At 59.1% G+C, this 19,415-nt stretch carries 17 protein-coding genes; 12 read left to right on the forward strand and 5 right to left on the reverse strand.

The genetic code is table 11. From position 1 onward, the window contains the following. Positions 1-54: 54 nt before the first annotated feature. Positions 55-2,160 (reverse strand): molybdopterin oxidoreductase family protein, encoded by a 2,106-nt coding sequence (locus tag ACZ0A4_RS17760; RefSeq protein ID WP_463575779.1) that lies wholly within the window; start codon positions 2,158-2,160, stop codon positions 55-57. A 134-nt stretch (positions 2,161-2,294) separates the two neighbouring features. Continuing rightward, positions 2,295-2,585 (reverse strand): hypothetical protein, encoded by a 291-nt coding sequence (locus ACZ0A4_RS17765; protein ID WP_463575780.1) that lies wholly within the window; start codon positions 2,583-2,585, stop codon positions 2,295-2,297. Between the two features lie 404 nt (positions 2,586-2,989). Between ACZ0A4_RS17765 and argF the strand changes: the two genes are divergently transcribed. Both argF and ACZ0A4_RS17775 read left to right on the forward strand, forming a co-directional pair. After that, positions 2,990-3,910, forward strand: a complete 921-nt coding sequence (argF, locus tag ACZ0A4_RS17770; protein WP_042704963.1) for an ornithine carbamoyltransferase — start codon at positions 2,990-2,992, stop codon at positions 3,908-3,910. Further along, the gene (locus ACZ0A4_RS17775; protein WP_463575783.1) at positions 3,907-5,016 is read left to right on the forward strand and encodes an ABC transporter ATP-binding protein; all 1,110 of its coding nucleotides are present in this window, start codon (positions 3,907-3,909) and stop codon (positions 5,014-5,016) included. Before argF ends, ACZ0A4_RS17775 begins: the two co-directional genes overlap by 4 nt. Before the next feature lie 118 nt (positions 5,017-5,134). Here the strand turns inward: ACZ0A4_RS17775 and ACZ0A4_RS17780 are convergent, their stop codons facing one another. After that, entirely contained in the window at positions 5,135-5,917 is a 783-nt protein-coding gene (locus tag ACZ0A4_RS17780) for a PhzF family phenazine biosynthesis protein (protein ID WP_463575784.1), read from the reverse strand. 95 nt (positions 5,918-6,012) lie between these two features. After that, a complete protein-coding gene (ybaK, locus tag ACZ0A4_RS17785; protein WP_463575785.1) occupies positions 6,013-6,483 on the reverse strand; it encodes a Cys-tRNA(Pro) deacylase in 471 nt (156 codons plus the stop codon). A gap of 362 nt (positions 6,484-6,845) precedes the next feature. Between ybaK and ACZ0A4_RS17790 the strand changes: the two genes are divergently transcribed. The 4 genes from ACZ0A4_RS17790 (at position 6,846) to glpD (ending at position 11,959) form a co-directional block, all read left to right on the forward strand. Beyond that, entirely contained in the window at positions 6,846-7,697 is an 852-nt protein-coding gene (locus tag ACZ0A4_RS17790; RefSeq protein ID WP_007916695.1) for an MIP/aquaporin family protein, read from the forward strand. A gap of 77 nt (positions 7,698-7,774) precedes the next feature. After that, positions 7,775-9,277, forward strand: coding sequence for a glycerol kinase GlpK (gene glpK / locus ACZ0A4_RS17795; protein WP_077574371.1), 1,503 nt, complete (start codon positions 7,775-7,777; stop codon positions 9,275-9,277). Positions 9,278-9,372: 95 nt separating this feature from the next. Then, positions 9,373-10,128 carry a DeoR/GlpR family transcriptional regulator gene (locus ACZ0A4_RS17800; protein WP_007916700.1) on the forward strand — a complete coding sequence of 252 codons (756 nt, stop codon included), beginning with the start codon at positions 9,373-9,375 and terminating at the stop codon, positions 10,126-10,128. A 295-nt stretch (positions 10,129-10,423) separates the two neighbouring features. Next, entirely contained in the window at positions 10,424-11,959 is a 1,536-nt protein-coding gene (glpD, locus tag ACZ0A4_RS17805; protein WP_463575786.1) for a glycerol-3-phosphate dehydrogenase, read from the forward strand. Between the two features lie 252 nt (positions 11,960-12,211). On the opposite strand, the gene ACZ0A4_RS17810 is transcribed toward glpD, so the two are convergent. Continuing rightward, a complete protein-coding gene (locus tag ACZ0A4_RS17810; RefSeq protein WP_463575787.1) occupies positions 12,212-13,099 on the reverse strand; it encodes a LysR family transcriptional regulator in 888 nt (295 codons plus the stop codon). Between the two features lie 105 nt (positions 13,100-13,204). Here ACZ0A4_RS17810 and ACZ0A4_RS17815 point away from each other — a divergent pair, with 105 nt between their 5' ends. Genes ACZ0A4_RS17815 through ACZ0A4_RS17840 form a run of 6 tightly spaced genes read left to right on the forward strand, consistent with a single transcriptional unit; the run spans position 13,205 to position 19,406 of the window. Beyond that, positions 13,205-14,572 carry an MFS transporter gene (locus ACZ0A4_RS17815; RefSeq protein WP_463575788.1) on the forward strand — a complete coding sequence of 456 codons (1,368 nt, stop codon included), beginning with the start codon at positions 13,205-13,207 and terminating at the stop codon, positions 14,570-14,572. After that, the gene (locus tag ACZ0A4_RS17820; RefSeq protein ID WP_463575789.1) at positions 14,553-14,969 is read left to right on the forward strand and encodes a DUF4440 domain-containing protein; all 417 of its coding nucleotides are present in this window, start codon (positions 14,553-14,555) and stop codon (positions 14,967-14,969) included. The genes ACZ0A4_RS17815 and ACZ0A4_RS17820 overlap by 20 nt, the downstream gene beginning before the upstream one ends. Continuing rightward, complete coding sequence (locus ACZ0A4_RS17825; RefSeq protein ID WP_463575790.1) at positions 14,966-15,898, forward strand: flavin reductase family protein; 933 nt, start codon at positions 14,966-14,968, stop codon at positions 15,896-15,898. Before ACZ0A4_RS17820 ends, ACZ0A4_RS17825 begins: the two co-directional genes overlap by 4 nt. 14 nt (positions 15,899-15,912) lie before the next feature. Further along, a complete protein-coding gene (locus ACZ0A4_RS17830) occupies positions 15,913-17,211 on the forward strand; it encodes a Rieske 2Fe-2S domain-containing protein (protein WP_463575791.1) in 1,299 nt (432 codons plus the stop codon). Continuing rightward, positions 17,192-17,677, forward strand: a complete 486-nt coding sequence (locus ACZ0A4_RS17835) for an aromatic-ring-hydroxylating dioxygenase subunit beta (protein WP_463575793.1) — start codon at positions 17,192-17,194, stop codon at positions 17,675-17,677. Before ACZ0A4_RS17830 ends, ACZ0A4_RS17835 begins: the two co-directional genes overlap by 20 nt. A gap of 19 nt (positions 17,678-17,696) precedes the next feature. Next, complete coding sequence (locus tag ACZ0A4_RS17840) at positions 17,697-19,406, forward strand: NAD(P)/FAD-dependent oxidoreductase (RefSeq protein WP_463575795.1); 1,710 nt, start codon at positions 17,697-17,699, stop codon at positions 19,404-19,406. The last annotated feature ends 9 nt before the right edge of the window (positions 19,407-19,415 follow it).

A 19,415-nucleotide genomic window follows, 5' to 3' on the forward strand; every position in this document is an offset into this window, starting at 1 on the left:
GACGCATTGTAACGGAATCCCGAGCGCCATGCTCGGTCTCCCCGACGGTCACGCTCAGGCGGCCGCCACCGTGACCGGCACGCCATTCAACGCGGCGTTACCGGACAACTCGTCGAGCTGACATTCATCAGTCAGATCGTTCGCGCTCGACCCCGGCTGACTACTGGCAATCGCCATCTGCACGCCTGGCCGTGCATGACCCCAGCCATGCGGCAGGCTGACCACACCCTTCATCATGTCGAGGCTGCCAAGCACTTCGACTTCGATTTGCCCAACCCGCGAACTGACGCGCACCCATTGACCATCGTGGAGCCCACGGCTGGCGAGATCGTCCGGATGCATCAACAGTTGATGGCGCGGCTTGCCCTTCACCAGACGGTGATAGTTGTGCATCCACGAGTTGTTGCTGCGTACATGGCGGCGGCCGATCATCAGTAGCTCATCGGCGGCCGGCGCCTGCAGCGCAGCAAAGCGTGCGAGGTCAGCGAGGATCTCTGGCGGAGCCGCCTGCACACGCTGGTTCGGTGTTTTCAGGCGCGAGGCCAGATTCGCTTTCAACGCACCCAGATCAATTCCATGGGGATGATCGAACAGCGTCGCCAACGAGAGTTTCTGCTCGAAGGCGTCACCGTACATGCCCATGCGCAGGCCCATGTCGATCATCTTCGCTGGCGGCATGGTCGGTTTCAGTTCTTTGCCGGTCTTCTCGGCGAAGGCCTTGGCCAGACCGACGAAGATCTCCCAGTCATGTAAAGCGCCCTCCGGCTTGGCCAGGATCGCGCGGTTGAAGCGGGTGACGTTACGCACCGCGAACAGATTGAAGGTGGTGTCGTAGTGATCATTTTCCAGCGCCGAGGTCGACGGCAGGATCAGGTCGGCATAGCGCGTGGTTTCGTTGATGTACAGGTCAATGCTGACCATGAACTCCAGACCGTCCAGCGCTTGCTCAAGTTGCCGCCCGTTCGGCGTCGACAACACCGGATTGCCGGCCACAGTGATCAGCGCACGGATTTGCCCCTCGCCTTCGGTGAGCATCTCTTCGGCCAGCGCCGAGACCGGCAACTCGCCGCCGTATTCAGGACGTCCCGAGACACGGCTCTGCCATTTGTTGAAATGCCCGCCCGAGGTCGATGCCACCAGGTCCACTGCCGGCTCGGTGCACAACGCGCCACCAATCCGGTCGAGGTTGCCGGTGACCAGATTGATCAACTGCACCACCCAATGGCACAACGTGCCGAAGGCCTGGGTCGAGACGCCCATCCGCCCGTAACACACAGCACTCGGCGCCGCCGCGAAGTCACGCGCCAGCTGGCGGATCTGTTCGGCAGGCACGGCGCACAGCAGGCTCATGCTTTCAGCGGTAAACGCGGCGACGGCGGCGCGCACCTCGTCCAGACCATCGACCGGCAAGTGACTGTCGCGGGTCAGCCCTTCGCTGAACAGCGTGTTGAGCACGCCAAACAACAACGCCGCATCGCCGCCCGGGCGCACAAACAAGTGCTGATCAGCCATGGCCGCCGTCTCGCTGCGCCGTGGATCGACCACAACGACTTTACCGCCGCGCGCCTGGATTGCCTTTAAACGTTTCTCAACATCTGGCACGGTCATGATGCTGCCGTTGGAGGCCAGTGGATTACCACCAAGGATCAACATGAAATCGGTGTGATCGATGTCCGGAATCGGCAGCAACAAGCCGTGGCCGTACATCAGATAGCTGCTCAGGTGATGTGGCAACTGATCGACCGAGGTCGCCGAGAAGCGATTACGCGTCTTCAGCAACCCGAGGAAATAGTTGCTGTGGGTCATCAACCCGTAATTGTGCACGCTTGGGTTGCCCTGATAGACCGCCACTGCATTCTGCCCATGACGCTCCTGAATCGCCGCCAGCTTCTCGGCGACCAGTGCAAAGGCCTCGTCCCACTCGATCGGCAACCACTCGCTGCCCATACGGCGCATTGGCTGGCGCAGGCGGTCCGGATCGTTCTGAATATCTTGGAGGGCTACGGCTTTGGGGCAGATGTGGCCACGACTGAAGGTGTCGAGGGCATCCCCTTTGATCGAGGTGATCGCGACCTTGCCATCGGTTTCGGTGGTTTCGATGGTCAGGCCGCAAATGGCTTCACACAGGTGGCAGGCACGGTGATGGAGAGTCTTGGTCATGGCCAGTCTCTGTCTTGTTCTGGGCGGGCAACCACGCCCGCGGGAACAAAACTATGGCCCCGGCGCCGTTCAGGCGCCAGCGACGTTCGTCTTGTGAATCCACGCTTATCAGGCGAGCCGATAAACCGCCATGATCAGTTCGACGGCAACTGCGGCGGCGCGGCCAGCTGAATTTCCTGGATGGTTTCGATCTGCTCATGGGCGATGTGCACGCCGGTAAGTTCGCCGATCAATCGCCAGTGCTCGTCGAGGCCAGCACTGATGGTCGCCATGCGATCGATCATGTGGCGACCGGCGGTCTTGACCACTTCGTCTTCGCTGCGCAGCAGCTCGAAAGACATTGAGGTGACCGACGCGGTGAGATGGGTCAGGGAGCGAGCCGTGTGGCCCAGCAATTCCATTAACAGTTTTTCTTTCGATTCCATGCGGAGGCTTCCTGCGTCGCTCGAAACTTATTTATAACCCAGCACTTTGCTTTAGCAAATGTTTCAGCCTGAGCATCCGACCAAATGATGGCATGGCGCCACGGTCGTAAACCGACCCAAGCGACTCGATCCCCGCCACGCCGCATTGCCAAGCCCCGCGAGGCCAGTGTACAAAGGGACTCGCTGCTGTCCTGAACACGGCTTCAAATGCGCGACTGCAACATTCAGTGCGCCCTTCGATTTCCGCAAAAACCGTAGCCTATTGGAAAAACGCGACATTTAGTGTCAATATCGCGCCTCCCCCTATTTCGTCGCCCCGTGCGGCTTACGCCGCAGGTCTCGCCCGTTGTTCCGTTAAACAAGGCTTTGAGCATCTGCGGTTTGTAGCAAAAAGGTAGTCAATGATGAGCGCAAGGCACTTTCTCTCCCTGATGGATTGCACGCCCGAAGAGCTGGTCAGCGTGATCCGTCGAGGCGTTGAGCTCAAGGACCTGCGTAACCGCGGCGTACTGTTCGAGCCTCTGAAAAACCGCGTGCTGGGCATGATCTTCGAGAAATCCTCGACCCGCACCCGGATCTCGTTCGAGGCCGGCATGATCCAGCTCGGTGGCCAGGCAATCTTCCTTTCCCCGCGTGACACCCAACTGGGCCGTGGCGAGCCGATCGGTGACTGCGCCATCGTCATGTCGAGCATGCTCGATGCGGTGATGATCCGCACTTTCGCCCACAGCACTCTGACCGAATTCGCGGCCAACTCGCGCGTACCGGTGATCAACGGCCTGTCCGATGACCTGCACCCGTGCCAGTTGCTGGCCGACATGCAGACCTTCCTTGAACACCGCGGCTCGATTCAGGGCAAAACCGTGGCCTGGATCGGCGACGGCAATAACATGTGCAACAGCTATATAGAGGCGGCGATCCAGTTCGACTTCCAGTTGCGCGTCGCCTGCCCGGAAGGCTACGAGCCCAACCCAGAGTTCGTGGCCAAGGCTGGCGATCGCGTGACCATCGTTCGCGATCCGGCCGACGCCGTGCGCGGCGCGCATCTGGTGAGCACCGATGTCTGGACTTCGATGGGTCAGGAAGAGGAAACTGCCAAACGCCTCAAGCTGTTCGCCCCGTTCCAGGTCAACCGTGCCCTGCTCGACCTCGCTGCCGAGGACGTGCTGTTCATGCACTGCTTGCCTGCACACCGTGGCGAAGAAATCAGCCTCGACCTGCTTGATGACCCGCGCTCCGTCGCCTGGGATCAGGCAGAAAACCGTCTCCACGCACAGAAGGCCCTGCTCGAGTTCCTCGTCGAACCGGCATATCACCACGCATGAGCCATGAATTACTGCTGAACCTGCGCAACCTCGCTTGCGGGTATCAAGATCAACGTGTGGTGCAGAACCTCAATCTGCACCTCAATGCCGGTGACATCGGCTGCCTGCTCGGCTCGTCCGGCTGCGGCAAGACCACCACCCTGCGCGCCATCGCCGGATTCGAACCGGTGCACGAAGGTGAAATCACCCTCGGTGGCGAGACCATTTCCAGCGCCGGTTACACCCTGGCGCCGGAGAAACGCCGGATCGGCATGGTGTTCCAGGATTACGCGCTGTTCCCGCACCTGAGCGTTGCCGACAATATTGCCTTCGGTATCCGCAAGCATCCGAACAAAGAGCGCGTCACCGAAGAGCTGCTCGAACTGGTCAACCTGAAGAACCTCGGCAAACGTTTCCCGCACGAGTTGTCCGGCGGCCAGCAACAGCGCGTCGCCCTCGCCCGCGCCTTGGCGCCGGAGCCGCAATTGCTGTTGCTCGACGAGCCGTTCTCCAACCTCGATGGCGAACTGCGGCGCAAGCTCAGTCATGAAGTGCGCGACATCCTCAAGGCCCGTGGCACCAGTGCGATTCTGGTGACCCACGACCAGGAAGAAGCCTTTGCCGTCAGCGATCACGTTGGCGTGTTCAAGGAAGGTCGACTGGAGCAATGGGACACGCCGTACAACCTGTATCACGAACCGGCGACGCCGTATGTGGCCAGCTTCATCGGCCAGGGTTACTTCATTCGTGGTCAGCTCGGCAGCCCGGAATCGGTGCAGACCGAACTGGGTGAGTTGCGCGGCAATCGTGCTTACACCTGGCCGATTGGCGGGGCTGTGGATGTGTTGCTGCGTCCGGATGACATTGTTTATGCGCCGGACAGTGCGTTGAAAGCGCGGATTGTCGGCAAGACGTTCCTTGGGGCGTCGACGCTGTATCGTTTGCAACTGCCGACGGGTGCGCAGCTGGAATCGATTTTCCCGAGCCATGCTGATCATCAGGTCGGTGCACAGGTGGGGATTCGCGTTGCCGCTGAACATCTGGTGTTGTTCCAGGCATCAGGCAGCACCGCTGCGCAAATCCCGGCAGTGGAAAACGGCGTCCGCCGCTACAGCACCGCCCTCTGATCCGTCCTGGATCAAAACTGTGGGAGCGAGCCTGCTCGCGAATGCAATGTATCAGTCACAGATGATTTGACTGACAAACCGTATTCGCGAGCAGGCTCGCTCCCACAGTGTTTTTGGGCTAACCCAACAACAATGTACCGCTGGCAACCAGCGTCGCATTACCGCCAATCTTCACCCGCTCACCTTCCAGCCGACAAAACAACTCCCCACCCCGCGCCGAGCGCTGGCAGGCGGTCAGGCTAGACTTGCCCAGTCGCTTCGACCAATACGGAATCAGGCTGCAATGCGTCGATCCGGTGACCGGATCCTCATTGATACCAATCGCCGGTGCAAAATAACGCGAGACGAAATCGTGCTGATTGCCGCGCGCCGTGACGATCGCACCCAGCCACGGCAATTTGGCCAACGCGACCATGTCCGGCTTGCAATCAAGCACCGCCTGCTCCGATTCCAACACCACAAACAATTCGTTCGAACCGAGCACATCAACGGCTTCAACGCCCAATGCCCGCTCGACATCCAGCGTCACACCAATCCCTGACGGCACAATCGAAGGGAAATCCAGCCACAGCCGATCACCCTCCCGAGTGACGCTCAACGGACCGGATTTAGAAGTGAAGTCGATACGCTCGGCGGTTTCCTTATAGATCTCGAACAGCACATAAGCACTGGCCAACGTGGCGTGCCCGCACAACGGCACTTCAGTGGTCGGGGTGAACCAACGGATGTGCCACGCCTGACCTTCGCGTACTAGAAACGCAGTTTCCGCCAGATTGTGTTCGGCGGCGATCTTTTGCATCAGCTCATCCACAAGCCACGCCTCCAGCCGATAAACCATCGCCGGATTACCACCGAACGGCCGATCACTGAACGCGTCGACCTGATGAAACTCGAGCTGCATAACTTTCTCCCTAAGTCAGTCGCCAAAGCATGCAACCACGCTGCGATCCACGCCAGTGACAGAACCGGCCAATTTTCTACATACAGCGATAACGATTACGCGCGGCCGATATCGGCAAATTTCGCCTGGGTGTGTTCGGCGAGCACGGCCGGCGCCAGCTCGACCTCCAGACCACGCCGACCGGCGCTGACATAAATAGTCGCAAAACCCTGAGCCGAGTTATCGATGAAGGTGCGCAGGGGCTTTTTCTGCCCCAGCGGGCTGATGCCGCCCAACAGGTAGCCGGTGGAACGCTGTGCGGCCGCCGGGTCAGCCATCTCGACTTTTTTCACCCCTGCCGCATGGGCCAGACCTTTGAGGTCGAGGCTTCCGACGACCGGCACTACAGCCACCAGCAACTCGCCTTTTTCGCTGGCCGCCAACAGCGTCTTAAACACCTGCGCCGGCTCAAGCGCGAGTTTTTCTGCGGCCTCCAGCCCGTAGGACGCGGCTTTGGGGTCATGTTCGTAACTGTGCACGCGATGTTCGGCACGAACTTTTTTCAACAAGTCCAACGCAGGGGTCATGGCAGCTCCAGGCTCGGCAGTGACGGAAAAACACTGTGCCGGATTCTAGGTGATCAGCCCCTAAAAGGCTCTATCCCAAGCCGTGATTCCCGTGACTTGCAGACATTCTGAGCGCGCCGTTCTGCCTCGACGGCGAAGGATCATTCACACAGCGAATAGTTTTATTGTGACCGATGGTTCACTTTCGACCTTTGACAGGTTTGTTTCTTGTCTATATTTTTTCGAATCTGAATAATGTAAGAATTATCGTCACCGCAGCACCCAGCAGTAAACCGGGAAAGGAATGGGGATTCCTGACCGGGGAAAATCGCGCCCTGCCCTGACGGCATCGCGCCAGACAACAACAAAAACCGAGGTTTTCAATGACAACTGCTTTACAGCAACCATCGCTCTCGAGCCAATGCATGGCCGAGTTTCTGGGCACTGCACTGCTGATCTTTTTCGGCACTGGTTGTGTCGCCGCGCTCAAAGTCGCGGGCGCCAGCTTCGGCCTGTGGGAAATCAGCATCATCTGGGGCGTCGGCGTGAGCATGGCGATCTACCTCACCGCCGGGGTTTCCGGCGCACACCTGAACCCGGCGGTCAGCATCGCGCTCGCGATCTTCGCTGACTTCGAAAAGCGCAAACTGCCGTTCTACATTCTTGCCCAGATCGCCGGCGCCTTCTGCGGAGCACTGCTGGTTTACACGCTGTACAGCAATCTATTCTTCGATTACGAACAAACTCACCAAATGGTTCGCGGTTCGGCTGCCAGCCTTGAGTTGGCCTCCGTGTTCTCGACCTTCCCGAACCCTGTGCTGTCGACTGCTCAGGCGTTCCTGGTCGAGATGATCATCACCGCCATCCTGATGGGCGTGATCATGTCCCTCACCGACGACAACAACGGCCTGCCGAAAGGCCCACTGGCGCCGCTGCTGATCGGTTTGCTGATTGCCGTGATCGGCAGTTCGATGGGCCCGCTGACCGGTTTCGCGATGAACCCGGCACGTGACTTCGGTCCGAAACTGATGACTTTCTTCGCCGGCTGGGGTGAAATTTCCTTCACTGGCGGTCGCGATATTCCCTATTTCCTGATTCCGATTTTTGCACCGATTGTCGGTGCCTGCCTCGGCGCTGCCGGGTATCGCGGGCTTATCGCTCGTCACCTGACCGGCGCCACACCTGCTACAAAGGATGCAGAACCGGCCATTGACGGCAAACCAAGAACTTCTTGAAACAGTCGGCGCCGGCTCCTGCCCAATAGAGCCTGCGCCACGGCCCACTCTCCCTTATTTCGTCCAAGGCAATCGACATGACCGACATTCAGAATAAGAACTACATCATTGCCCTCGATCAGGGTACGACCAGCTCCCGCGCGATCATTTTCGACCGCGATGCGAACGTGGTCTGCACCGCGCAGCGCGAATTCGCACAGCATTACCCACAGGCGGGTTGGGTCGAACACGATCCGATGGAAATCTTCGCCACCCAGAGCGCGGTGATGGTTGAAGCGCTGGCCCAGGCCGGTCTGCACCACGACCAGGTCGCAGCCATCGGTATCACCAACCAGCGCGAAACCACCGTGGTCTGGGACAAGACCACCGGTCGCCCGGTGTACAACGCCATCGTCTGGCAGTGCCGCCGCAGCACCGAGATCTGCCAGCAGCTCAAGCGCGACGGCCACGAAGAGTACATCCGCGACAACACCGGTCTGGTCACCGACCCGTACTTCTCCGGCACCAAACTGAAGTGGATCCTCGACAACGTCGAAGGCAGCCGCGAGCGTGCACGCAACGGCGAACTGCTGTTCGGCACCGTCGATAGCTGGCTGATCTGGAAATTCACTGGCGGCAAGGTGCACGTCACCGACTACACCAACGCCTCGCGCACCATGCTCTTCAACATCCATTCGCTGGAATGGGATTCGAAGATGCTCGAGATCCTCGACATCCCGCGCGAAATGCTTCCGGAAGTGAAGGCTTCTTCGGAAATCTACGGCCGTACCAAGAGCGGCATCGCCATCGGCGGTATCGCCGGCGACCAGCAGGCCGCCCTGTTCGGCCAGATGTGCGTCGAGCCAGGCCAGGCGAAAAACACCTATGGCACCGGCTGCTTCCTGCTGATGAACACTGGCGACAAAGCGGTGAAGTCCCAGCACGGCATGCTTACCACCATCGCTTGCGGCCCGCGTGGCGAAGTCGCTTACGCGCTGGAAGGCGCGGTGTTCAACGGCGGTTCCACCGTGCAGTGGCTGCGCGATGAGCTGAAGATCATCAACGACGCCCACGACACCGAATACTTCGCCAATAAAGTGAAGGACAGCAATGGCGTATACCTGGTGCCGGCCTTCACCGGTCTCGGCGCTCCGTACTGGGACCCGTATGCCCGTGGCGCGCTGTTCGGCCTGACTCGCGGCGTACGCGTGGATCACATCATCCGCGCTGCGCTGGAATCGATCGCCTACCAGACCCGCGACGTGCTCGACGCCATGCAACAGGACTCCGGCGAACGCCTCAAGGCCCTGCGGGTGGACGGCGGTGCGGTGGCGAACAACTTCCTCATGCAGTTCCAGGCCGACATCCTTGGCACTCAGGTTGAGCGCCCGCAAATGCGCGAAACCACGGCGCTTGGCGCGGCGTATCTGGCCGGTCTGGCGTGTGGGTTCTGGGGCAGCCTGGAAGAGTTGCGCGGCAAAGCGGTGATCGAGCGCGAGTTCGAACCGAGCCTGGACGAAACCGAAAAAGAGAAACTGTACAAAGGCTGGAAAAAAGCCGTCAGCCGTACCCGTGACTGGGCGCGCGAAGACGCTGAATAAGCCAACCTGCAGCGACTGATAGGTAACTAACTGGTCGGGAGCGGATTCCTGCGGCATCATGGGCAAATTTTGCACGGCAGCCCAAAGGAAGCCCCATGAATCTGCCTCCCCGTCAGCAGCAAATCCTCGAGCTGGTCCGCGAACGCGGCTATGTGAGCATCGAGGAAATGGCCACGCTGTTCGTTGTTACCCCGCAAACCATCCGCCGCGACATCAATCAGCTCGCGGAAGCCAATCTGTTGCGTCGCTACCATGGCGGCGCTGCTTACGACTCCAGCGTCGAAAACACTGCTTATGCGATGCGCGCCGATCAGATGCGCGATGAAAAACAACGCATCGGTGAAGCCATCGCCGCACAGATTCCCGATCACGCCTCGCTGTTCATCAATATCGGCACCACCACCGAATCGATTGCTCGCGCCCTGCTCAATCACAATCACCTGAAGATCATCACCAACAACCTGCACGTAGCGTCGATGCTCAGTGCCAAGGATGATTTCGATGTATTGCTGACCGGCGGCAATGTGCGCCGTGATGGCGGTGTGGTCGGTCAAGCCAGTGTGGATTTCATCAATCAGTTCAAGGTTGATTTCGCCTTGGTCGGGATCAGCGGGATCGATGAAGACGGCAGTTTGCTGGATTTTGATTATCAGGAAGTGCGGGTTTCGCAGGCGATCATTGCCAATGCCCGGCAGGTGATTCTGGCGGCTGACTCGAGCAAGTTCGGGCGTAACGCGATGATCCGGTTGGGGCCGATCAGCCTGATCGATTGCCTGGTGACCGATCAGCAGCCTGTGCCGGCGCTGGCGCAGTTGTTGAGTCAGCACAAGATTCGCCTGGAAGTCGTTTAACCTCCCTAATCTTCATTGGCTGCGCCGACGCCTTCGCGAGCAGGCTCGCTCCCACACTGGAATGCATTTCAAACTGTGGGAGCGAGCCTGCTCGCGAATGCAATCGAGTAAACAGCACACTTCTAGCGCCCCTCCGCGCATTTAATGTTCGAAAATTTTCTTTTAACCGCCCTTCGATGAGTTTTTTCAATCGAACGTGACTGGCTGCGCGCGTGTTTATGGGCTACCATTTTCGCAAATGAACATTCATGTTCGATTTCCAATATAGAAAATCAAAAGAACCCGAGGCCAGCCGATGTCCACCTCTACCTTGCGTACGCCCCCAATCTCCGAGATCTACGACATCGCCGTTATCGGCGGCGGGATCAATGGCGTGGGGATCGCAGCGGATGCCGCCGGTCGCGGGCTTTCGGTGTTCCTTTGTGAAAAAGACGATCTGGCCAGCCACACCTCGTCAGCCAGCAGCAAGCTGATCCACGGCGGCCTGCGCTACCTCGAACATTATGAATTCCGTCTGGTGCGTGAAGCACTCGCCGAACGCGAAGTGCTGCTGGCCAAGGCACCGCACATCGTCAAACCGATGCGCTTTGTGCTGCCGCACCGTCCGCACCTGCGCCCGGCGTGGATGATCCGTGCGGGCCTGTTCCTGTATGACAACCTCGGCAAGCGCGAAAAACTGCCAGGTTCGAAAAGCTTGAAGTTTGGTGCCGACAGCGCGCTGAAAAGCGAAATCAAGAAAGGCTTCGAATACTCCGACTGCTGGGTCGACGACGCCCGTCTCGTGGTTTTGAACGCCATGGCCGCCCGGGAAAAAGGCGCCCACGTGCACACCCAGACTCGCTGCGTCAGCGCCCGTCGCGCCAAAGGCCTGTGGCACCTGAACCTGGAACGTGCCGACGGCAGCCTGTTTTCGATCACTGCCAAAGCGCTGGTGAACGCCGCTGGCCCGTGGGTAGCCAAGTTCATTCGTGATGACCTGAAGATGGAATCGCCATACGGCATCCGTCTGATTCAGGGCAGCCACATCATCGTGCCGAAACTGTACGAAGGTGATCATGCGCACATTCTGCAAAACGAAGATCAGCGCATCGTCTTCACCATTCCGTACCTGAACCACTTCACATTGATTGGCACTACTGACCGCGAGTACACCGGTGATCCGGCGAAAGTGGCAATCACCGAAGGCGAAACCGATTACCTGCTGAAAGTGGTCAACGCGCACTTCAAGCAGCAGATCAGCCGCGACGACATCCAGCACAGCTACTCGGGCGTACGCCCACTGTGCAACGACGAATCCGACAACCCGTCGGCCGTCACCCGCGATTACACCCTGGCCTTGTCGGCTGGCGGCGAAGAAGCGCCACTGCTGTCGGTGTTCGGCGGCAAACTGACCACCTACCGCAAACTCGCTGAGTCGGCGATGGCGCAGTTGCTGCCGTTCTTCACCCAGATGCGCCCGAGCTGGACAGCCACCGCTACCCTGCCCGGCGGCGAAGACATGACCACGCCACAGGCCTTGTGTGCGCAGATTCGCGACAAGTTCGACTTCGTGCCGACCGAGATCGCTCGTCGCTGGTCCACCACCTACGGCAGCCGCTCCTGGCGCATGCTTGAAGGCGTGGAAACCCTGGCGGACATGGGTGAGCACTTGGGCGGCGGACTCTACACCCGTGAAGTCGATTACCTGTGCAGCGAAGAATGGGCGACCACTGCCCACGACATTCTGTGGCGCCGCAGCAAACTCGGCTTGTTTACCACGCCGGCAGAGCAGGAAAAACTCGCAACCTATCTGGGTAAGGTTGAACAGAACCGCAAGATCGAAGCGGCCTGATTTTCGGATCAACGCTTAAACGAAAGCCCCTGAATTGAGAGATTCAGGGGCTTTTTGTTGTGCCAATGAGATCCAGCCCCCCTCACCCCAACCCTCTCCCCCAAGGGGGCGAGGGGGAAAGGGAGCCGATCGGCGAAGATTTCCAATCCTGAGGTCGACTCGATATTTCAGGTCGGCATACTCGCAAGGGCAACGCGGTCAGTCCCCTCTGCCTCTGGGAGAGGGCTAGGGTGAGGGGCTTTTGGGCCAGCATCACTGCGCCAGGTGCAACAACAGAAAATCAATGAACGCCCGTGACTTGTGTGGCAGATGCGGGGTGTTCGGAAATACCACATTGATCGACTGCGAAGGCAACGAATACTCCGGCAGCAAGCGCACCAGATGCCCGGCAGCAATGTCATCGGCCACCACCCACGCCGGCAGAACCGACACGCCCAGGGACGACAACGTCATCGAGCGAATCGCCGTCGACGAGTTCGACTCGAAGTGGCTGGTACCGCCAACCTCGACGCCCTGCCCTTGGCCATGACGCAATGTCCACTGGGTCGGCGCCTGTAAATTACTGTTGGCAATCCACGGCACGCTGTTCAGATCCTGCGGTTCCCGCACCGGATGCCGGGCGAGAAATGCCTCGGTGGCCACCAGCACGATTTCATAATCGGCCAACTTGCGACTTTTGAATGCCGAATCCGCCAAGTTGCCCAGACGGATCACCAGATCCAGTTTTTCCGCGACCAGATCATTCAACGAAGAGTTGAAGTTGTAGCACAGACGAATTTCCGGATAACGCTCGGAGAACAGAGGGATCAACGGCAGAATATACTTTTCACCGTATTCACTGGTTGAACTAATCCGTAACTTTCCGGACACCCGATTATTACCTTTCAGGACATTATCAAACGCATTATCGATGTCCGCGACAATACCCTTGAACTCCTCATAAAACTCCTGACCTATTTCGGTCAGCGATATATTGCGAGTATTGCGGATCAACAGCGTCGCCGACAACACTTCTTCCAGCGCCTTGACATGCAGGCTGGCCATGGCTTTGCTGATACTCAGATAATTCGCGGCCTTGGTGTAAGAACCAAAATCCACCACCGCAAGGAACGTCTGAACCCGATTAAGATGAGAGTGCATGGCGCTATGGCTCACTGTTAAATCCTGTCAAACATTGTTTTAAGCATAGTCGTATCGACACTTCAAGTCCATCGCCCCTATGCTGCGCGGCAAAGGGGATACAACATGAACTATCGCTATAAAATTGCGCTGATCTTTCTGATCGGCTTTTTTATTGACTGTATAAACATATTTATGTCGGCTGTGGCATTGCCCAGTATATCGGCAACTTTACAGGTCAGTACTTCATCGGTGGCGTGGGTCGCCAATGCTTATATTCTTGGCCTGACCCTGATTATTCCGGTCAGCACCTGGCTGGCCGGGCGTTTTGGCAGCCGCGAGATTCTGACCGCTTCGATGCTGGTGTTCACCGGTTCTGTGTGGATGTGCGGCATGGCCGACAGTTTCCACGAGCTGGTGATCTGGCGGTTCGTGCAGGGCATTGGTGGCGGGCTGCTGATTCCGGTCGGTCAGGCGCTGACCTTCAATCTGTTTCAGGGCGAGCAGCGGGCCAGGATATCCACACTGGTGATGGCCGTCGCGCTGATTGCCCCGGCCATTTCGCCGACAGTCGGCGGCATCATCGTCGACAGCAGTTCATGGCGTTGGGTGTTCTACAGCAACATCCCGTTCTCGTTGATCGCTGCCGGGCTGTCGTGGTTCTGGATCAAGGAAAGCAAACCGACCGATCTGCCGCGCCCGGACATCAAAGGCCTGCTACTGGTCAGTGCCGCACTCGCCAGCCTGCTGATGGGCATGTCGCTGTACGGCGGCGACTACCCGGCGCTGGCCGCGTTGAGCTGTGTCGCGGCGGGTTTGCTGTTCATCGTGCTGTACCTGCGGCACTACCGCGGCTGCAGCAACGCGATCATCGAATTGAGCCTGCTCAAAAGTAAAAAACTCAGCACCTCGATCTTCATCTATTACGCGATCCCCGGCGTGTTCACCGGGGTCAATCTGATGAGCATTTTCTTCCTGCAGAACACCCTGCACTTCAGTGCCCGGCTGACCGGGATGTTCATGATCCTCTACGCCATCGGCGCCTTCATTGCGATGACGATTTGCGGCCGGGTCTACAACCGCGTCGGCGCGAAACGTCTGTTCACCCTCGGCATGCTGCTGCACAGCGCCGGCATCGCCACGCTGATGCTGGTCAGCGCGCCAACGGACCTGTGGGTGATCGTCATCGCTTACAGCCTGATGGGCATCGGCGGTGGCATCGGCGCCAACACCGCACAAACCACCTCGCTGATGGACTTCTCCGGCGGCGATACACACAAGGCCAGTGTGATCTGGAACATCAATCGGCAGATGTCGTTCAGCCTCGGTGCGGCGTTGTTTCTGATGATTTTCAATGTGCTGCTCAAGCAGTTCGACACCACACAGGCCTACCACGCGACGTTCGCGATTGCGGCACTGGTCGGGCTGTTCCCGCTGTTTCAGATGAGTCAATTGAACCCTCCAAAGGAATGCCATGAACAACAACCTGGTTGAACGAGCGCAACACAGTATTCACCACGTGCACGAACTGATTCACCGTGTCTTCACCGATGCCGACGGTGCTGGCGCAGAGGCCATCGCGCCGCTGATGGCGGTGTTCGCCGAGCACTTCAGCATGGTCACCACGTCGGCCGCCGTGGTCGGTCGGGCACAAGTCGAGCAACTGTTCAGCGGCGCCGTCGGCGCCCGCAAAGGTCTGGAGATTCTGATCAGCGACTTGCACACGGTCTGGCACGAAGGCTCGACCGTGGCCCTGCGCTACAAGGAAACCCATCGCCTGAATCAGAGCGAAACCTCGCGTATTTCGCTGGCGATCCTGCGTGTCCAGCACCACGACGTCCAGTGGCTGTACCTGCACGAAACACCGATCAGCCAGGAAAAGCCTGCATGAAATACACCGTCACCCACTGCCGAATGCTCTCGGCGTCGATCAAGGAAGTCACCGTCAGCGGTCCGGCTTCCCTGTCGGACATGACCCATGCCGGTGCGCACTTCAAATGGCTGATCCCGGGGCTGGACGACTGTCGGCATTACTCGACGGTGCATGTGGACGAGGTTGCGGATGGCCAGTTCACCTTCGCCATCCGTCTCTCGCCGGACTCCGCCAGCAGCCGGTACATCAGCACCTTGGCGGTCAATGACAGTGTGGAGCTTGAAGGTCCGCTGAACACCTTCAACTACCCGCTCGACGCTGACCGCGGACGTGACATCGCGATTGCTGGCGGCATCGGCATCACGCCGCTGACCGGCATCCTGCGCCACCTCGACGCGTTGAACCGCCCTGCGCACCTGCATTACTTCGCCAAGAGCGCCGACGACGCGGTCTACGCCCGGCACCTGCAAGAACAGTTGCGAGAACGCCTGCAACTGCACCTCTCCGGCAGTCGCCCGGCAATCAGCGAGGTGCTTGCCGACTTGAGCGCCGATGACCGTCTGTATGTCTGCGGCCCGGCGGCGATGCTCAGCGCCGTGCTCAGCCACGCCGAAAGCGTTGGCCTGGCGCGTGAGCAGATCCATCTGGAAGTGTTCAACGTGGCCCGCGATGACGCCGCGCAAGGCTTTGTCATCGAAGCGGCCGACTCCGGCGTCAACGTCAATGTCGGCCCGCAACAGTCGCTGCTCGAAGCCTTGGAGGCGGCCGGACTCGATCCGCTGTACGACTGCCGTCGTGGTGAATGCGGCGTCTGTGCGCTGGACGTACTCGAAGGCGAAGTCGATCACCGCGACTTCATCATGAGCGAACAGGAAGCGGCGTGCAGTGCGCGAATCTACCCCTGCGTCTCCCGTGCCAAAAGCCCGCGCCTGAAACTGGCGATCTGAGAGAGGACACCCCGTTGGACAACTATTTCAATGGCAGAGAAGTGCATAAATCTCTGTTCCTTGATCAGGCGCTTTTCGAACAGGAACAGCAGCGCGTATTCGCTGCGAGCTGGTGTTACCTGGGTCACGACAGCCTGATCCCTGAGACCGGTGACTACTTCACCACCACCCTCGCGCAACAGCCGCTGGCCATGGTTCGGCAAAAGAACGGCGCCATCGTCGTGCTGCACAACCGCTGCCCGCACAAAGGTGTGAAAGTCCTCGCCGAAGCGCGCGGCAATGTCGGCCGTTTCATGCGTTGCCCTTACCACGCCTGGACGTTCAAGACTGACGGCGAGCTGCTGAGCATTCCGGTGAAAAAGGAATACGACGACTGCGACCTCAGCAGTTGTTCCGCGCACAAAGGCATGCGCCCGGTGAACGCGGTGCACAACTATCGCGGCTTCGTGTTTGTCCGTTTGACAGAAGAAGGCATCGGCTTCGAGGAATTTTTCGGCGAGTCGCTGTCGACGCTCGACAACATGGTCATGCGCTCGCCGCTTGGTCAGCTGAAAGTGATCGGCCAGCCGCTGCTGCATCGCCATCGCTGCAACTGGAAAATGGTCGTCGACAACCAGACCGACACCTGCCACCCGATGATCGCCCACGAATCTTCGGCCGGCGAAGCCATACGCCTGTGGCAGGAAACCGGCGATGAGGGAAAACCACCGATGGCGGTCGAACTGTTCTCGCCGTTCATGGCCTCCTACGAGTTTTTCGCCGGCATGGGCATTCGCGTCTGGCCCAATGGCCACGGGCACACCGGGGTGAGTAATTCGATTCACAAGGCCTACACCGACATCCCCGGTTACTGGGACTTGATGGTCGAAAGCTACGGTGAAGACCAAGCTCGGGCGATCCTCGACGACACCCGCCACAACACCGTGTATTTCCCCAACCTGATGGTCAAGGGACCGATCCAGACCTTGCGTGTGATCAAACCGGTCAGCGCCCGCGAAACCATTGTCGAGTCATGGATCTTCGAACTGCAAGGCGCCCCGGTGCAGTTGCTGGAAAGGACCGTGCAGTACAACAACCTGATCAACTCGCCGTGCTCGATGGTCGCCCACGACGACGTGGAAATGTACGAACGGGCCATGGAAGGCCTGGGCAGCGACGCCAACGAATGGGTCAACGTCGCCCGCCTGTTCAGCCCGAACGAATCCTACGCGCAGACCCAAGTGGTGTCCGGCACCAGCGAAATGGCCATGCGTAATTTCTATAACAGTTGGCAGCACTTGATGCGGGACGACCATGCAACACGATCAATCTAATCACCACGCCATCGAGCAACTGATCGAAACCGAACTGCACTTGCTCGACCAGCAGGATTTCGATGCCTGGCAACAGCTGCTCAGCGATGACTACCACTACTGGATTCCCATGACCCGTGAGCAGGTCAGCCCGTTGCGCGAATCATCGCTGGTGTACGAAGACCGTTTTCTGACCACGCTGCGGATCAACCGGCTGGCCAACGCGCGCAACTTTTCCCAGCAACCCAAGAGCCGCAGCCTGCACATCGCCCAGCGTCCGCGCATCACCCTCGACGCAGCCACGTTCAGCGCCTTCGCCAGTTCCAACATGCTCTATTGCGAAGCACGCGGCGACAATGAATGGCACTACCCGGTAACCGTCGAACATCAACTGATCAACATCGATGGCACGTGGAAGATTCACGGCAAGAAAATCCTGTTGCTCAACCCCGCACGCGCCCTTGAAAGCCTGCAGCTCATTATCTGATCGATCGAGAAGTCCCCCTGTGAAACCTATTTCCCATGATGTCAGTCAGGCGTCCGCGTGCCTGTCTTTTCCCTACGTCGATCTGCTGTATGACTATGGCCAGTTCCTGCGCAGTGCCGAGGAAGCCATCGGTTACCTGCCAGCGGAAACTGCCGAGAAACACATCGGCATCGTCGGCGCCGGCCTCAGCGGGCTGGTCGCCGCTTATGAACTGCTGCGCGCCGGTGCGCGCCGCGTGACGTTGTTTGAAGCCGAACCTGCGCATGTCGGCGGGCGCCTGCTGACGCAGTGCTTTGACGAGGAACAGCCACAATTCATCGCGGAAATGGGCGCCATGCGCTTTCCGCCGAGTGAGGTCGGTCTGTTTCATTACCTCAACCGATTCGGCATCCAGACCACCGAAGCGTTTCCCGATCCGGGCGTCGTCGACACCGAAATTCACTACCGTGGCGAGGCCCATCACTGGGCAGCCATGCAACCGCCGCCAGCGCTGTTCAGCACCGTGCACCAGGGCTGGATCGCCTTTCTCAGTGAAGGCGTCACCCTCGATGACGGCACGTGTCTGGCGCCACCGCTGCTGATCACCGAATTGCTCAAGCAGCACAATTACTGCGAAGTGCAGCCCGAGTGGCAACGCTATCTGGACTGCTTCGGCGACAGCTCGTTCTACTCGGCGATGGTACGCATCTTCACCGGCAAAAAGCCGCCGGGCGGCAAGCCGTGGCGCAAGCCCGAAGACTTCCATCTGTTCGGCTCGCTGGGCATTGGCTCGGGCGGTTTCCAGTCGGTGTACCGCGCCTCGTTCACCGAGATCCTGCGGCTGGTGGTGAATGCGCTGGAGGTCAATCAGCGTCTGGTTCCCAACGGTATTTCTTCGCTGGCCGAGCGGATTGCCGACAGCGAATTCAACGGTATTCAGGTGCGCGACATGATTTGCCGCACACGCATTGAATCGATCAACAAAGGGCCGAAAGGCGAAATTCTGCTGGCCGGCAGCAACGGCGAAACCTACGCCTGCGACCGGGTGATCACCACCACCACGACCCGCGCCCTGCAAGTGAACCTCAAGCTCACGCAGAACCAGGCCTTCGTCAATCGCGACGTCGCGCGGGCGATCAACGAAACGCACATGGTCGGCTCATCCAAGCTGTTCATCCTGACCAAGGACAAGTTCTGGCTCAAACATGGCCTGGCGCAAAACATCCAGACCGACACCCTGGTCAAGGGCGTGTATTGCCTCGACTATGCGCCGCACGATCCGGATTCCTGGGGCGTGGTGCTGATCAGTTACACCTGGGAAGACGACTCGCACAAGATGGTTTCGATGACCGACAAGGTGCAGCGCTGCCTGCGTCTGGTCGATGAATTGGCGATGAGTGCACCGGAATTTGCCAGCCATCTGCTCCCGCTGGACGATGACTACCAGCGCTACGTCCTGGAATACGACTGGCTGACCGACAAGCACGCACTCGGCGCTTTCAAGCTGAATTTCCCCGGCGACGACATTTACTCCGAGCGCCTGTTTTATCAGTTCCGCACCGCACTCGATCCGAAACAGGACACCGGTTTGTACCTGGCCGGTTGCGGCGCCTCGTTCACTGGCGGCTGGGCCGAAGGCGCGATTCAAACCGCGCTCAACGGTGCGTGCGCGGTGATCAGCAGCCTGGGCGGCGACCTCATTGCCGGCAACCCGCTCGACGACTTGCACTCGCAGTACCGCTACTGCTGACCCAGTCCC

Source organism: Pseudomonas sp. AC172 (assembly GCF_979258595.1).

What these genes read in the sequence shown, in the direction of transcription:
- ACZ0A4_RS17760 (WP_463575779.1), bottom strand. Translation starts at nt 2,160, where the DNA reads ATGACCAAGACTCTCCATCACCGTGCCTGCCACCTGTGTGAAGCCATT.
- ACZ0A4_RS17765 (WP_463575780.1), bottom strand. Translation starts at nt 2,585, where the DNA reads ATGGAATCGAAAGAAAAACTGTTAATGGAATTGCTGGGCCACACGGCT.
- argF (WP_042704963.1), top strand. Translation starts at nt 2,990, where the DNA reads ATGAGCGCAAGGCACTTTCTCTCCCTGATGGATTGCACGCCCGAAGAG.
- ACZ0A4_RS17775 (WP_463575783.1), top strand. Translation starts at nt 3,907, where the DNA reads ATGAGCCATGAATTACTGCTGAACCTGCGCAACCTCGCTTGCGGGTAT.
- ACZ0A4_RS17780 (WP_463575784.1), bottom strand. Translation starts at nt 5,917, where the DNA reads ATGCAGCTCGAGTTTCATCAGGTCGACGCGTTCAGTGATCGGCCGTTC.
- ybaK (WP_463575785.1), bottom strand. Translation starts at nt 6,483, where the DNA reads ATGACCCCTGCGTTGGACTTGTTGAAAAAAGTTCGTGCCGAACATCGC.
- ACZ0A4_RS17790 (WP_007916695.1), top strand. Translation starts at nt 6,846, where the DNA reads ATGACAACTGCTTTACAGCAACCATCGCTCTCGAGCCAATGCATGGCC.
- glpK (WP_077574371.1), top strand. Translation starts at nt 7,775, where the DNA reads ATGACCGACATTCAGAATAAGAACTACATCATTGCCCTCGATCAGGGT.
- ACZ0A4_RS17800 (WP_007916700.1), top strand. Translation starts at nt 9,373, where the DNA reads ATGAATCTGCCTCCCCGTCAGCAGCAAATCCTCGAGCTGGTCCGCGAA.
- glpD (WP_463575786.1), top strand. Translation starts at nt 10,424, where the DNA reads ATGTCCACCTCTACCTTGCGTACGCCCCCAATCTCCGAGATCTACGAC.
- ACZ0A4_RS17810 (WP_463575787.1), bottom strand. Translation starts at nt 13,099, where the DNA reads ATGCACTCTCATCTTAATCGGGTTCAGACGTTCCTTGCGGTGGTGGAT.
- ACZ0A4_RS17815 (WP_463575788.1), top strand. Translation starts at nt 13,205, where the DNA reads ATGAACTATCGCTATAAAATTGCGCTGATCTTTCTGATCGGCTTTTTT.
- ACZ0A4_RS17820 (WP_463575789.1), top strand. Translation starts at nt 14,553, where the DNA reads ATGAACAACAACCTGGTTGAACGAGCGCAACACAGTATTCACCACGTG.
- ACZ0A4_RS17825 (WP_463575790.1), top strand. Translation starts at nt 14,966, where the DNA reads ATGAAATACACCGTCACCCACTGCCGAATGCTCTCGGCGTCGATCAAG.
- ACZ0A4_RS17835 (WP_463575793.1), top strand. Translation starts at nt 17,192, where the DNA reads ATGCAACACGATCAATCTAATCACCACGCCATCGAGCAACTGATCGAA.